The organism is Bartonella sp. AA74HLJMH, from assembly GCF_042197045.1.
Taxonomy (GTDB): Bacteria; Pseudomonadota; Alphaproteobacteria; order Rhizobiales; family Rhizobiaceae; genus Bartonella.
Genome location: NZ_JBHIRJ010000010.1, coordinates 1 through 15,004, shown reverse-complemented (window position 1 = coordinate 15,004; position 15,004 = coordinate 1). Strand labels below are relative to the sequence as shown.

At 35.9% G+C, this 15,004-nt stretch carries 9 protein-coding genes and 1 rRNA gene; 4 read left to right on the top strand and 6 right to left on the bottom strand.

Features of this window, described 5'->3' with window-relative positions:
- Positions 1 to 169: 169 nt before the first annotated feature.
- Positions 170 to 284 (top strand): 5S ribosomal RNA (rrf, locus tag ACFINH_RS06590).
- 405 nt (positions 285 to 689) lie between these two features.
- Here the strand turns inward: rrf and ACFINH_RS06585 are convergent.
- Positions 690 to 1,094 carry a flagellar protein FlgN gene (locus ACFINH_RS06585; protein WP_273790974.1) on the bottom strand — a complete coding sequence of 135 codons (405 nt, stop codon included), beginning with the start codon at positions 1,092 to 1,094 and terminating at the stop codon, positions 690 to 692.
- Positions 1,095 to 1,136: 42 nt separating this feature from the next.
- On the opposite strand from ACFINH_RS06585, the gene ACFINH_RS06580 reads away from it, so the two are divergent.
- Positions 1,137 to 1,553 (top strand): hypothetical protein, encoded by a 417-nt coding sequence (locus ACFINH_RS06580; RefSeq protein ID WP_375621546.1) that lies wholly within the window; start codon positions 1,137 to 1,139, stop codon positions 1,551 to 1,553.
- A 3,396-nt stretch (positions 1,554 to 4,949) separates the two neighbouring features.
- On the opposite strand, the gene ACFINH_RS06575 is transcribed toward ACFINH_RS06580, so the two are convergent.
- The 3 genes from ACFINH_RS06575 to parA all read right to left on the bottom strand — a co-directional run bounded on the left by ACFINH_RS06575 (position 4,950) and on the right by parA (position 7,210).
- Positions 4,950 to 5,168 (bottom strand): EexN family lipoprotein, encoded by a 219-nt coding sequence (locus ACFINH_RS06575; RefSeq protein ID WP_375632444.1) that lies wholly within the window; start codon positions 5,166 to 5,168, stop codon positions 4,950 to 4,952.
- Between the two features lie 1,185 nt (positions 5,169 to 6,353).
- A complete protein-coding gene (locus ACFINH_RS06570) occupies positions 6,354 to 6,584 on the bottom strand; it encodes a plasmid partition protein ParG (protein WP_273790969.1) in 231 nt (76 codons plus the stop codon).
- The gene (gene parA, locus ACFINH_RS06565; RefSeq protein ID WP_375632443.1) at positions 6,581 to 7,210 is read right to left on the bottom strand and encodes a ParA family partition ATPase; all 630 of its coding nucleotides are present in this window, start codon (positions 7,208 to 7,210) and stop codon (positions 6,581 to 6,583) included. Before parA ends, ACFINH_RS06570 begins: the two co-directional genes overlap by 4 nt.
- A 997-nt stretch (positions 7,211 to 8,207) precedes the next feature.
- On the opposite strand from parA, the gene ACFINH_RS06560 reads away from it, so the two are divergent.
- The gene (locus ACFINH_RS06560; protein WP_375613563.1) at positions 8,208 to 8,537 is read left to right on the top strand and encodes a TIGR01244 family sulfur transferase; all 330 of its coding nucleotides are present in this window, start codon (positions 8,208 to 8,210) and stop codon (positions 8,535 to 8,537) included.
- Between the two features lie 2,110 nt (positions 8,538 to 10,647).
- Here ACFINH_RS06560 and ACFINH_RS06555 read toward each other — a convergent pair.
- Both ACFINH_RS06555 and ACFINH_RS06550 read right to left on the bottom strand, forming a co-directional pair.
- Complete coding sequence (locus ACFINH_RS06555; protein WP_375610591.1) at positions 10,648 to 11,649, bottom strand: bifunctional riboflavin kinase/FAD synthetase; 1,002 nt, start codon at positions 11,647 to 11,649, stop codon at positions 10,648 to 10,650.
- Complete coding sequence (locus ACFINH_RS06550; RefSeq protein WP_375632442.1) at positions 11,649 to 12,494, bottom strand: TIGR01459 family HAD-type hydrolase; 846 nt, start codon at positions 12,492 to 12,494, stop codon at positions 11,649 to 11,651. Before ACFINH_RS06550 ends, ACFINH_RS06555 begins: the two co-directional genes overlap by 1 nt.
- 1,194 nt (positions 12,495 to 13,688) lie before the next feature.
- Between ACFINH_RS06550 and ACFINH_RS06545 the strand changes: the two genes are divergently transcribed.
- Positions 13,689 to 14,048, top strand: a complete 360-nt coding sequence (locus tag ACFINH_RS06545) for a helix-turn-helix domain-containing protein (RefSeq protein WP_375632441.1) — start codon at positions 13,689 to 13,691, stop codon at positions 14,046 to 14,048.
- The last annotated feature ends 956 nt before the right edge of the window (positions 14,049 to 15,004 follow it).

Below are 15,004 nucleotides of genomic sequence, written 5' to 3'. Positions count from 1 at the left end.
AAAAACTAAAAACAGCAGAAGGAAATAATAAACCGCTTTAATTTTTATCTCAAGCATATAGATTTAAACAACGAACCGCGTCATATCACCACACTTTAAAGGACAATATTCCATGAAGCTTATAGGCAATATTCATCACATACTCTTCATCATTCATGCTTTTTGCTGACTTGGTGGTTATGGCGGAGTGAACGCACCAGATCCCATCCCGAACTCGGCCGTGAAACACTCCAGCGCTGATAGTACTTTGCCTTAAAGCAAGGAAGAGTAAGTCGCTGCCAGATCTGCTAAATGCAAGCAAAAGACTCAATGTATAAACCTTACATTACCACACCCCAAGGAAGCTGTTTTTAAGGCATCACAGGCTGGTCTAAATATTCTCTTGATCGCGCCTCTCCCTAAACTAAAAAATGAAGCTCCCTACTGACTTAGTCTGCAAACAATTCTCTGTAAATAATCCGCCTTCTCTGAATTCTCTTCTAGCCAGCTTCTCACCGCATGCGGTTCACATCACGACAGCTTAAAAGACATTGTTTTAAGAACAGCGTTTTACAGTACATCAGGATAATAATTTAAATACCAAAATGCGCTTAAAACACGTCTACTCACTAAACGCACTATTTATCCAAATCAACTGCCCTACCTAATCATTGTCATGACTTAGAACAGCCCGTATTAAGCAGATTTGATCATTCCTCTATTTCTTTTGCACGTCCAGATAGTTGTATAGCTCTAGAAAGATCATTAACTGCATTTAAATGTGTTTGAAGTAATTCACTATTACGCTGTAATTTTTCTTGTAAATCAGACAACAAACTTTCAACCTCATGCTCAATATCTTGATTCATATAGCGCTTCACATCACTCATGGATTTATTAAGATCACGCAAACCACGTATTTTACGCAAATTTATTTCTTCGTAATCTGGAACACCACTGCTCTCTAGCATATTGCTTTCATAATCAACAACTTGAGCTAATCCTTTAACAGCAGCAACAAATTTTGTCATCGCCCAATCACGATCAATAAGGTTGTTATCAAGAACTTTTGCTTTTGCCGCAAAACTATCATCACCATATTGCACTACAGACATTTTTACTTCCCCTTCAACACTATTGTTCAATCTTACTTTCAAATGAGGGAGACTAAACAGGTTCTCTTCAATGCTGATACACTCAACCAAGCTCGTGGTGCAAACATTGCTCAAACAACAGCACGACAATCCTTCAAAGCGTATACCACTTCAACTTTCAACGCGTTCTCTCAAATATTTTTCTTGCTTTGCTCCAAAACCATCATTGCGGCTATACTAATCCATAAAAACGCTATAGACTTAAACCTTACAGCAATATCGAAATTTCCATATTTGCTCTGTCTATTTCGCCTTGCCGATTTTATCTTTGCCGATTTTATCACGAGCTCATCTTCAACAGAAAATAACAATGCTTTCACGACAACTTCAGCCACAAAAAATATCTGCCGACAAAAAACCGCAGCCTATCTTGCAGCATATAAGGACGTAAGCCCATTAAAAATTTCAGCATTTTACTGATAGAAGCACTTTACCCTCCATAACCTTATGGCTCTCTCTCTGCACTTAAACTTGTATACCTTCCTGCGCCCCATAAGATGGCGCCCGACAAGATCAGTTTGCACCCATTCAAAAGGACACCCCCTCTCCCATGCTCGTTCTGCACACATGCAGTATTTCGCATAAAACACAAAAAGAATGTTCTTTTGAACAGATCAGCCATACAGCAATATAAAAAAAGACATCTTCAAATAGCTAAACAGCCATCAATCTTCCTTTTTTAAATTATCATTCGCTTTTCTTTGCAATGAATGACTATATAAGATTTTTTGAACCTTTTCAAGAGTTTCTTAGCCAATCAGTTCGATACGTCTTCAATCGCATATTCACGCGCTTGTTTTAAAGAAATATCTCTTAAGTACACCCAAGCCTATTTCGCACCGCGGCCCATCAATGGTATAATGATAAATCTTCCATGACATGTATAAAATCCATTGAGCACTTTCCATCTTTACGCTTAATAAAAAGAAGCAAGCCAGCACCATCACATATTTTTCTAACCCCTTATGTTCTGATACCCTTGGCACTTGAGACGGTTCATAAAGCATGGCCTTTCTTGTACAATTTCTCTGCGCATGGGAGCTCCCTGCTTGTAACTGCAAAAGACATTGTTTTGGTTAATTCACCACGAAACAGATTTGGAATGAAAAAATTTCCAGTATTAAGGGATCTAATTCAAGTTGAATAACGATAGATTATCATCTATAAATCAAAATATTATCCAATGCATAATGCTTAACGCTCCCCCATTGATATTTTCAGAATTTTCACAGCATCTTCTTACAGATTATTTCATTCCATAACACAGTTTGCTCTTAATATCGCGACTTTTCATGTGCTACTGGTATAAAAACAGAGAAACAATCATTTTATAATCAAGGTACAATTTTTGTTTACGATCTTTCTCTCGTTTTCAACCTTTTAAATGCAGCTCTTCTCTTTCATAATCATCACATTTCAAATCTATTCCATGTTGAATAAATTAAAATCACTTGCTTGCACATCACAAACAACGCCCTGATGTGTTGATAAAATACGCTGAAAGAAAAATGCCTCTTATGAACCTTAGCAAATGCCAAGAACTATAATAAACATTGGAAGCAAGCGTACGATGATTGTGACTTGCTCTTTCATAAGTATAAAGATGATAGCATTTTATAGATTTTTATATTATTCAAAGTTTATATTATTTCACGAGAGCTTTACTGTTATACTATTCACATTTACCGTTATACCATTTACGAGTGTCATCGTAAAATGTCTTTCGTGTGCGTTAAGAGATACTTCTCTAAAACAAGTACATAAATATGCAATACAAATATACTAATATACAACATAAGTATATTTCGTTTGGAGCGTTCTTTACTTTTGTGCAAAACATGCCCCATTAGAGCAGCATTAACCAATCTTTCTATGAGATAAACGATCAGAAAACATTTTTGTCTTCCGCCGCTCACCTTAAAGGACCAAGATCTTAACTCAATCGGCTCTGTACGCAGTTCGAATTTTTGTCAAACGATCTTCTCCTGACTTTCCCCTCATCTGATTCACTTAAACGAAAGGCTCAACAAATAAACCTACGAATATTCACTGTACACTAAAAAATACTTAAACGTTCCAAGAAAACTTATATGTCTTATATTACCGTTATAAATGACAGTGCTTTATAGCATAACAGGATAAAAAAGTTTCCAGCAACACAAAACTTACAAAATCAATCAATAGTCCTTTTAAAGCTTTCTTTTTTAGGATTCACAATACTCCAACTCCTTAAGCTTTTATAAAAAAAGGAACGATTTTAAGCTTGCCGAATATGTTGTATCAGCATATATTACAGATTGTAACATATTGTTATTCATAAAATCACCTCAAAAAGAACAGAAAGAGGTTTTTATGGCTGATCTCGTAAAAGCCGCTATGCTTTATTCAACCTTGATTATCACCATCAATACTTTTGTTGTTATTTTAGTTCTCGTAATAGAAATATACTAAGCATACTCTTTTGGCTTTTTATAATCTGTGCAAATGAGCATCTTAATTTCACATAAGAGCAAAGCAGAATTTTAATTCTACAGATAAACCACACACCCAATTTCAAACATCGCTTGCAACTATTTGAGTATAAACTCTGCTTTTTGTATGCATTTTTAACCATCAGTGTCCGTCTTTTCACGCTATCTTGAATCTTAACTTCACTCCCACCTTAAAAAACGAAATTTTCTATCAGATATGATCTGTAAATAATTTGTCTCTTTATTGAGTAAATTTCCCCTTCAGGGCATATCACAATTCTAAAGAATAATATTTCATGAAGCTTATGATAAATCTATTGAACACCATCTTTACCCTTATGAAAGAATAAACCAGCAGCATCACACACTTTTTCAGCCCCAAATGTTGCCAACAAACCTTTAGCACTTGAGATAATTCATAAGAGGCATTTTTACGTCTTTCTTCAACAGTTTTTATCCACACGGCTCTCCCCGCTTGTACCATGCAAGAAGATGGTTTTAATTAATTCAACCGAGAACAGATTTGGAATAAGAGAAGCTTACGTTATTCGAGATCCTTATTCAACATAAAATAATTAAATTATTTTTATAAATCAAAGTGTTATTCAGAAAAACATTCATCACACACTCGAGAACAAAAAACACCTCATACGTAAAGTTTTATATGCGCTCCACCGCTCAACATGATAATATCACGACACAATTAAGATAAAAAAATAACAAGGAAAAACCTTGCAAACTCAGAAAAGAGAGGAGAAAAATGAAAAGATGTGGAGAGCACTCAATTCCTCACACATCCGGCAAAACCGTCCTAGCAAAACGGCCTCACAACTTAACTAATGTTATAATATTCTCAAATCAAAAGAAATTTTTTAAAAATAGTTTGAGAAAAACATTTGAGTATGAAACGATAATAATTCTATTCAGAATGTTTTTCTCTTTATTAAAACAGAGAACGTAATTTCCAAACAAATGTTTCCTCCTAATTTTTCCGAAATTAGCCGCAACACTTAAAGACGATCTTAGTGTGATGAAACATTTATTTGTGATAAACGCAAAAAAACACCCCAAAGATAGATTTAATCTCATATTTTAAATACATGTAACCAAAACATTAAAAAATTAGCAGTAACACGTAACAACTCATTGGGAGGCAATACTATCTACAATTGAAAGCACTTTTGGGCTGAACAAATGACAGTATAGCATCCGTTTACACAAAGAGTACTGATCGTAAACGACTAATTCTTGAAGCCATAAAAAGACTCTCTAAAAGTTAGAGAGAGCCTAAAAATGTAATAGAATCAAGAACTTAAAAATTCCTTATTTATTGAACTGTATGTTTTTAATGAATGCCAAACATAAGTTCCATATATGCTTGTCTGGCATGTTGGCAATTTTTAGATTTCTCCATAGAAGATTGATCCAGCTTTTCACATTTTTTTGCCCACTCTTCGAGTAATGTTTTATCTTTCTTAAATTCCGCTACGCTATAAGTTTTTTCACAACCAGAAACGACAAGTCCAGTACAAACCAGCAATGCTGTAATAATGGCTTTATTCATCAATAAATTCCCCTTTTTCAAATTTACAAAGTTTAGGACACAATTTAGCACCCGATTAAAATTGTACATTCGGTTCATTGTGCATTTTCAAAAATTTTAAAATCCACTTCTGTACGCGAATATTTTATTAACAATATCTTTGGGTTCACATCCCCTCCTATATTGTGACCTTGCGTCTACTTTCCTTTGCAAATACGTACACTTCCAACGCAAACATGTTAAATCATGAAAACTGCCTTTCATTTATCAGACTTGCATTTGTAACATTATCTGCACGGCAGCTCTTTGTATTTGAAGTGTTAAAACTTCAGCAAAAATTCTGATATCTTGACATTCTCAAAAAGCTTTTTAATCATTTCTTTTCCTTCAAGAACCTTTTGGTAACGAGAAGCAGCACGATATCTTACCCAAAATTCGTCATGCCTATATCCATTGCAAATTCTCTGCAAACGAAAGAATACAGCTTTTAATCAACTAATTGCGCTCTTATCATTTCTAAACCACCGGAAAAGAAAGAAAGCTTTAAGTCCCCCTGTACTTTTTAAAAGCCAATAGAAATGCTAAAAAAGCGATCTTATACATTCCAATTGAAGAAAAAAGCCTATTGCCTTGCGTACCATTACAACTGGCATTAACTATTTAAGACTATAAAATCATATAAATGTAAGAAATATTTTCTATAATATACTCAATGACTTCTTTTGTTTATTAGGAAAAATTATAGCGCGTCAATATCAGTAAATTTTACTTATTTTTATCCCCCCCTTTATAAACATGAATATAATTTAATAAAACGGATTGCTGCATAACAGAAAAAAATAATCAACGCTACTCTTAATTACATTATTTACGCATGTATTAAGTAAAATAAACAAAAAAATAACCTGATGTTTTAAATCATTATCAAGATAATTTTTATGGAAGAAGAAACTTATCTATTCATCTAGCGGATAAGGTCACAAGTAGTATGATGATTATCACATTTATAGGGAAAAGTTTGAAACGGAGAATTTTTCGCAAACTCATAGCTCTTTCATGAGATAATACAGAACCTTATGAAAAACAACTTGAATGAAGCAACCATCGTGAAAAAGGAAGAGCGCTTTTATTATTAACTTCGTATAAAAACAATCAATATCATCTCTAGAAAAAGCATTCAAAGCAACGAAATTATCGTATCATTTTTTACACTTTTCCGTATTTTTGTGAAAGCAATTCGCGGACCTCATCAGCTATTTTAGTTCCACGACTTGCACAACTGACCTTAATCAACCGATGCAAACTTTCTGGTATATCAATCGTGAGGCGCTTCATACCTCCACTCATGCTCCCTTTGTGGCTTCCTACCCATGCATCCGCTGTTAAAGGGATTGATTTATTCGTTGGTTTTGTGCCGATTTTAATTTTTTTATTCATCGTGCTAACTCCTTGATTTCCGCTGCAACCGCTTCAATCTCTGCTGCTGCTGGTCCTTGCTTATCAACTTCATAAACCGCCTTCCCCTGTGCTGCTGCTTCTGCAAAAATCACACGCTGCGCAACGCTAGAAGAAAGAACATGTACGGGGTATATGCCAAGAGCTTCGTTCACATCACGCCCTATCGCTGTATTGACGATTTTACGATTAATAACAAAAGCAGATTTGAGATTTTCTTTATAAACACGTGCTTCGTCAATCAGCTTTACAATTCCATCCGCTGCCCAAATATCATAGGGACTAGGCAAAACAGGGATAAGCACCAAATCCGAAGCCATAAGAGCACTACGAGCAAGATCAGTTACACGCGGAGGACCATCGATAATAATATGATCATAACCATGACCAATCTGTGTAATCTCTTTGTGAACCGTTGCACGCGGTAAACCAACAACCGAAAACAAATGTGCATCTTCACGCGCAGCAGCCCAATCCAATGCGCTTCCCTGTGGGTCAACATCAATAAGCAATACCCGTGTACCAGTACGTGCAAAACTGGCAGCAAGATTAACACTCAACGTCGTTTTTCCGACACCTCCCTTTTGATTCAAAAGTCCAATGATCATCCATTACGCCTTTCAGTATTATCGTTTTTACGATTATACTGAAAGTAATAAAAGAAACAAGCATCCAATACGTGCAAAATAATCATTTCTCCCATTTTCAGGATAAATAACAATAGCCCGCAATTTTTTATAATATTCTTTAACATGAGCAAAACATTATGAAGATGATATTCTTGAAAATAACAAAATAAATTTAAAAGAGACATGCTCTTCTTCCCCCCCCACCCTAAAACGAAGATTCTTAAATCCATGTCGATCTGTAAACAATGCGCTGTAAATGATCCAGCTTCTTATTTTGCACTGGCCTTTTGGGATTCTCCCTTCATGCAATCCACTTAATGCAACTCTACAAACAAGCTCCACTCTGAATATACAACAAACTATAAGGAGAATTCATTGTTTTGCACGTTGAATGAGAGAGCCGAAATCAGGAAGATTCTCTCATTTCATGCCTCTTATATTAAATTAATCAAAATCATATCTCTTGTACGTACAATCAGGGCTGGCGTGTGGGTAAAAACTGTACAAGAAAGGATTTAAAATGCTTCTTATGCAGAATCTCAAGTACCAAGAACTATTACAATATTGGAGGTTGGCAAATATAACAATGGTACCGACTTCCTTCTTCATAAGCATAAAAAGGGTGGTGATCCATGAATTTTATACTCTTTGACGCTCGACAGAGTAAAATGGGCTTAAGAGAAATAAGGGTACCTCTAGCAAACGCGTAAACAAACAACACAATGAAATGTCTATGCTGAGTAAACACTATAGATTATCCATAAAGACCAAACATCCGTCTTTCATAAGATCGCATAACGAACATGTTGCGGAGTGAGATATTTTGCATCTTACAGCTCATTTTTCCCAAATAGATTTTCTCGACAAAAAGAATATTTTTGTTAAGATGCCACTGAAAAACTTACCTTCATTATGTTCTTTCTATATACCAGACCAGAGGGTATCGTGAAGATCGTGCAATTGGGAATAAACAAAAATGAATTTACAACAAATTGAACCTGATATTTTTATCAGCGCCCAAATTAGCATAGAAAATATCAAAACATTGGCACAAGCTGGTTTTAAAACAATTATCTGTAACCGCCCCGATCACGAAGAGCTCCATCAACCTGACTTTTCTAGCATTAAAACGGTCGCAAATGAATATGGCATAAAAGCCTATCACATTCCCATTTCTCCTCCAACTATAGAAAAGTCAGCTGTTGAAGCCATGCAAACAATTTTAAAAACAGCCTCTCTGCCTCTTCTTGCCTATTGTCATCACGGATCACGCTCGCTGCATCTTTATCGTTTAGCGCGTCTTTAAACAGAGGGTTCGCACATTTCCTCCGCACCTTAAAAGACGAAGATTCTTAAATACGCATCGATTTGTAAAAAACAATCTGTCAATAATCTTTGTCTTGCGCCTTTCCCTTGGCTTGCCACTTCATAAAACTCTACAAGCAAGCTTTGCTCCTCAATATACAACAAGCATACACACCCGAAGCCATAAAAATGCGTGAAAATTCATATGATGATCGAAGAAAATTATTTTCACCTCACCTTTTATCACTGCTCCACCTTCTTTTTCTCTTCCTTTACCAATACGAACTCATTCGTACGCCACAGACACCTAAAACGACAGTAAAACCACTAAGAAAACCCTATATTCCGAATAAAAGGCATGCAGAGTATTTTATAAAAAAAGCCGTAAGCCATAATCTATGATTAACTACAACATATTGATTTATAACAATTAATTATTTTGCACGTTGAATGATAAATCCTAATACCGTAAGATTCTCTCAAGCCTATTTATATTGACGCAATCAAAAGCGTGTTTCTTGCATGTCATAAGCAGGAAGTGTTCGTGTGAAATAAAACGAGTTAAGAAAAAACTCTCATAAGCGCTCTCAAATAGCCTAGACTGTACAACACTAAAGGCTTGTCAATATAACGGATGGTGTCGGATTGCTCTTTTATTAGGCATAAAGATGATAGCGCTCAACGAAACTTGTATGATACCATTCATGAGAGCTATCATGAAAATGAATATGAGAAGCGTTGAGAGATATTTCTTTAAAAGAAGTGCATAAATTAGCAAAACAAGGATATTCCAGCATTTTATTTTACCTGTGGGACGTGATATCCTATTCAAAGAACAACAAAAGCCTGAAGCTGTTATTTTCATGATTTAAGAGATATTGCTCTGGACCCTTTTGAAAGTGGCAAACCCGAATGTAAAAAAGACTGTCATCTGAACTGATTTTCCCCTTGATAACTTCATATTTTTCCCCAATAAGGCTGTAGATTGATTTCAGAGATTATCCAAATGAATATAGCAATAGACTCTCCCCATCTGGTATACAAAAGCTGTAACAGTAGAGAGAGCACTAAAGCGCCTTAATCCTTATCTCAAACATACTGCTCGCGTTGAGAATCGCTAAACAAAAAGTTTTATGAGAAAAACAACACCATAAAGTCATGAATAGACCGAACATAGATTGGAAAGATGTTCTAACTTTTATCCAATATTTCTATCAAAAAACAACAAAACATTATTGGCTTTGTGTTTTCATATCCTTACAAGACTGTCTTTCCTTTGCATTATAGGCGTTACATTTGTGAAAGACAAAGGAAATATATGGATAGTTTTTAACTTGAAAATCTGAAAGATTGACGTGTTACGACAACAAAATTGTGCCTTTATCCATCAAAAGCATTAGAAATTTTGAAACAATACACCTGCTTTCTCGCAATGATTTCTTTTATCTACAATCAATCGCAGTCTCCTTAATATGCATTCCCCATCACAATATACAAGAGAAACGAAACTTAAAGCATTTTCCAGCAGCTTCATTCTCGTTTACGTGATTGGTTAGCACGAAAACTGCTGCTGACCACTAATCTTCTTCACAAGACTCGACAAACAAAACTTTTGTAAAAATATTCATTACATAATACAAAATATCACATGCGTAAGGTTACACGAACCAACTCTCATCATAAACGATGATACGGCATAAATGACATAATAAGCCAAATTAGAAAAAAGAAACAATAACCTTTTAAAATAAAAAAGTCATCAATTAAATTTTATCAAACTATAAGCTTAAAATCGCAAGAAATTTTAAAAACAGCCTTTCTCCTTCTTCACGTCTATTATTGCTAAATAGGCTGGTTGCTTATTCTTTACTGCATCTTTTATGACGAGTTTTAACGGATCAGAAAGAAACAAGCAGTAAAGTTTTGAATGACAACAAAAACCATAAAGTTAACTTTGAAAAAAATGATGCCAAAATCAGATCTTCAGATATTCGATTCTCCCTCTCAACAACGGAAACAACATATATTCCACGATGTTTTGGAATATATCTTTGTGATTATAATCACTTTAAGTGCTATTTTTACAGCTCTTCTCTCTTTTTCAGATCAGTTTAGGACATATTTTTAAAAGTAAGCAGCCTATCCAACGTTGATAATGGTTGTACTGTCTTTAAAACTTCTTTTGCTTTTTTTTCATCACGATGCATTTGCGCAATCAAAGGTTCAAGCCCATCAAATTTTTCTTGTCCTCGCAAAAACTGGAAAAAAGAAACGATACAGCTTTCCCCATAAAGGTCGTCGTTAAAGTCAAACAAATAGGTTTCCAAAAGGGGCGCCCCATCCTTAACAACCGTTGGACGACAACCAAAGCTTGCAACACCATCATACAAAACACCGTTCGCACGACGCAAACGTACCGCATAAACACCATGAGCCAAACGAACTTGGGGAGGCAACATTTGATTAGCGGTAGGAAATCCCAAAAGACGTCCAAGTTTTTCACCTTGAATAATATTGGAGCGTATCCGATAGTGATACCCTAACAAATGGGCTGCTTTGTCCACTTCCCCTTGTGAGAGAAGTTGCCGAATAAAACTCGAGGAAATGATCAAAGATTGTGACTCTTGAGGACGAGCAACGCAAGGAACTTGCACAACCTCAAATCCATATTTCTCTCCCCTTTGGCAAAGAAGATGTACATTTCCACTTTTCTGATGACCAAATTGAAAATTTTCGCCTGTCACCACAACTGAAACATCAAAAACTTCCTTTAAAAACGACTTAATAAATTCGTCCGCTGAAAGAGCGGCAAACTGTGCATCAAAGGGCTGTTCAATCACGCCGTCAAAACCAAGGGTTTTAAAAATTTCAGCTTTTTCAGCTGCCTCTGTCAAACGATAGACAGGAGCTGAATGTTGAAAAAAACTTCTTGGATGGGGTTCAAACGTTAAAACAACAGATGGTTTCTTTTTTATACGCGCGAAATCAAGTGCTTTTTGCAACACCACCTGATGCCCACAATGAACACCATCAAAATTTCCAAGTGCCAACACTGCTCCCCGCCAAGCCGAGGGAAACATATGAATTCCCTGAAGACGCAAAAAATTAGTCATTACTGAAGTGCCCACATGATTGCTTGTGGTTTATAACCATGATGTTCAAGAAAAGAATGCAAAGCTTGCTTATCAACCACACCCTTTTGCGTATAATCATAATGATGAATCCCCCCCATAATATAAAGGGCATCAAGACCAAAGTAAGCCGCCCCCTTAATATCCGTTAAAAGACCATCACCAATAGCTAAAACTTGACTTTTTTCTACTGTTCCCCGTATTTTTTGAAGTTTTTCAAAGGCACATTCATAAATAGGCGCGTGAGGTTTTCCAGCAATGCGCACTTCCCCCCCTAATTGTTGATAAAGACGAGCCAATGCACCAGCGCACCAAAATTCTTTATTTCCATAATGGACAATCACATCTGGGTTCGCACAAATAAAAGGTAAATTCCGCGACCGCATGCGACGAAACATCTCCTCATAAGCAGAGGGTTCTTCGTCAAAATCTTCAAGAAAACCGCTACAGACGACAACAGAAGCCTCCCATTCTTCAACAAATTCACACTCTAACCCTTCAAACAGCACCAAATCACGTTGTGAACCAATAAAAAAAACTTTACGTGGAGCAGTCTGAATGAGATCGCGCGTTACATCCCCTGAAGTGATAATGGCATCATAATAGTCGCTATGAACATTCATGCTTTGTAATTGAGCAGCAACATCTTCCCGTAGCCGAGGAGAATTAGTTAATAAAATGACAGTTTTTCCCATTTGTCGGATTTTATACAACGCCTTCAACGCTGGTTCAAATGCATGTACACCGTTATGCACAACACCCCACACATCACAAAAAACAGCATCATAATGCGCTATAATAGTCTCAATATGGGTAAGTTCATTCATGGAGCACCTATCTCTATTTGTCATTTAAAGCTGTCTTTTACTTCAAAACTACTTACCGAAAGATAATACTTGTGTCATCTGCTTTCTCAAACCATATCCCAACTTTTTATCGTCTATAGAGATCATAAGAAATGATAAAATAACTAAGTTATCATTAAGTTGTGCAAAATTCTAAAATGCTTGATAGCAAAAGCTTATCATTCCCCAATGCTATTTTTCTCATAAAAATTTTAATTCTAACAACAACGACGTTGATAGAGTTTTTTATCTAAAATACTCAAATTCTTCACTGAGAAAATAAACGTATCCCCCTCTTAAAAACATGCATCATGAGAAAGCCCAATATATTTTCTCATTTCAAATTTGTTTATATTGAGTCAATCAAAACCTATTCGCTTACACATTATAAGCAGAGAGCGTACAGATAAAAACACGTGAAGAAAGAAAAAATAGCTCTTAGGCTCCCTTTCAAAGGCAAAAACTGTCGTAATATTTTGAACTGGCAGAGAGTATGTGCCGTCCGAGCATCTTTTTTTCAGTAAAGATAGCAATATAGCTTTTATCCCATTCATAGAGGCTTTTACGCTATATACTTTACGAAGCACCATTGTAAAATAGGCGCTAACATTGAGAAATATCTTCTAAAACAAACATGTGAGTATACAACAATCAGATCTATAATGTTTTGAGTTTATTTTGCATGAGGGCTCTTTACTCATAAAAGCTTTCCCCTATCATCATGATATCTCAGACGCATCAAAACAAGTCATTTTGATTATTGGTTAAGAGCAATACCGTAAGCGGTGCCTTGAGCTTAAAAACCAAGGTTTACCTTCGTAAAATGCATATCTGATGTCATGAGTTGAGTAAGCAAACCTTAAAAGTTTGAAAGGCAAACAACCTCCTATTTAAAAAAATCTATCCGTCTCAAGAAAAACTATTTTTATTGCCAATCTCCTAAAATTACTTTATGAATCGAAAAATGTTTTGATCGCATACGCAACGATCAAAAGGGGTCTTGAAAACCCGAAACCCTAGCGTAAAAATAAACCCACTATGTGGGTATCCCGGAATTCCGGGAGATTTTGCTATGTCCAGGTGCTCCAAGCACTAAAAGCAAAATGCTGACTAGGGTTCAGTGTTTTCAAGCTCCCGGAATACCAATGCGAGGGCGCTCGCACTTGGAGGGGGAAAATGCAAGCTCAAAATCTTAATATTGATCTTTTTGTAGGCAAAAAGATTTGCTTTAGGCGAAAAATGCGAAAAATGTCTCAAAAAACATTAGGGCATCATTTAGGTGTCACTTTCCAACAAATCCAGAAATATGAAAAAGGCTTAAATCGCGTGAGCGCAGGACGTTTAAAGGAAATTTCCGATATTTTGAATGTTCCACTTGCCTTTTTTTACACTGATATCATCAAAAAAGAAAACACCCCGTACCATTATGATGAAATCGCCTCGAGTAAAGAGGAATATTTGCTTTTAAAAAGTTTTAGAGTCCTCACATCTGTCAAGCAGAAAGCGATTTTAAACTTAATTTGTGATGAAAATTAAAACGCTTTAAAAGCATAGCTATAGGGTACTACACGCCCTATTCTTGGCTTTCTCCCCACACCCAAAAGGATGCCCCCCTCCTCAAACCGGTTGATAAACGATCCGCCTTTTCAAAAATAGCTCCTTCTCAGCTTCCCATTTCATATGGTTCCTTTCACAAAATTATATAAACAAGCCCTCCCTTGAATATTCATCACACTCTCTTATCAAAACACCCCATGTATAAAGTTTTATGTCTTATATCACCACACCCGCAAACAATAGCGTTTTACAGCACAACAGAATAAGCATTTATCCGTATTTAAAGGGACTACCTTTTCGCTATGGACGCTCTATTTATTTTAAATGATGTACATTTAAAATACCTGCTATTAAAGACTTAGTATCTGTTATAAAGTCTTAAAGGCATATTTTTCCTCTAAAATCTCAATGCTACAGCAACTCTATCATAAGGCAACACATTGATTTACAAAGACAATTTATTTTTTACATGTTGAATGAGAATCCAGAATATCGTAAGATTCTTTCATTTCAGACTTATTCCATGTTGAATCAACCAAAACTATATCTCTTGCAGGTTACAAGTGGGAAGAGGCGTATGGATAAAAACTATTAAGTAAGAATTAAAAATGCCTCAAACGAACCGTCTCAAGTACCAAGGGCTGTAAACAACACCCACGAGCTGGCAAACTGTGGTGATAGTGCCGGCTTACTCCGTTATGAAGCGTAAAGATGGGGGGCTCAATGGATTTACCCTTATACCCTTTACGGATAACATGTAAGTTTTATGTAAAAATAACTTGCTGTATTTATACAGCTTTTTTACTGTGAGGGACGCGTAAATAAAAGTTGGGGAATAGGATTTTTAACATGCCTCTTAATTATTGCGAATCAAGAGTTCTTTTCGGGGTGGTTTTTTAGCAAAACCAGAGGTCCAAAGGGTCTCTAATTCTAAA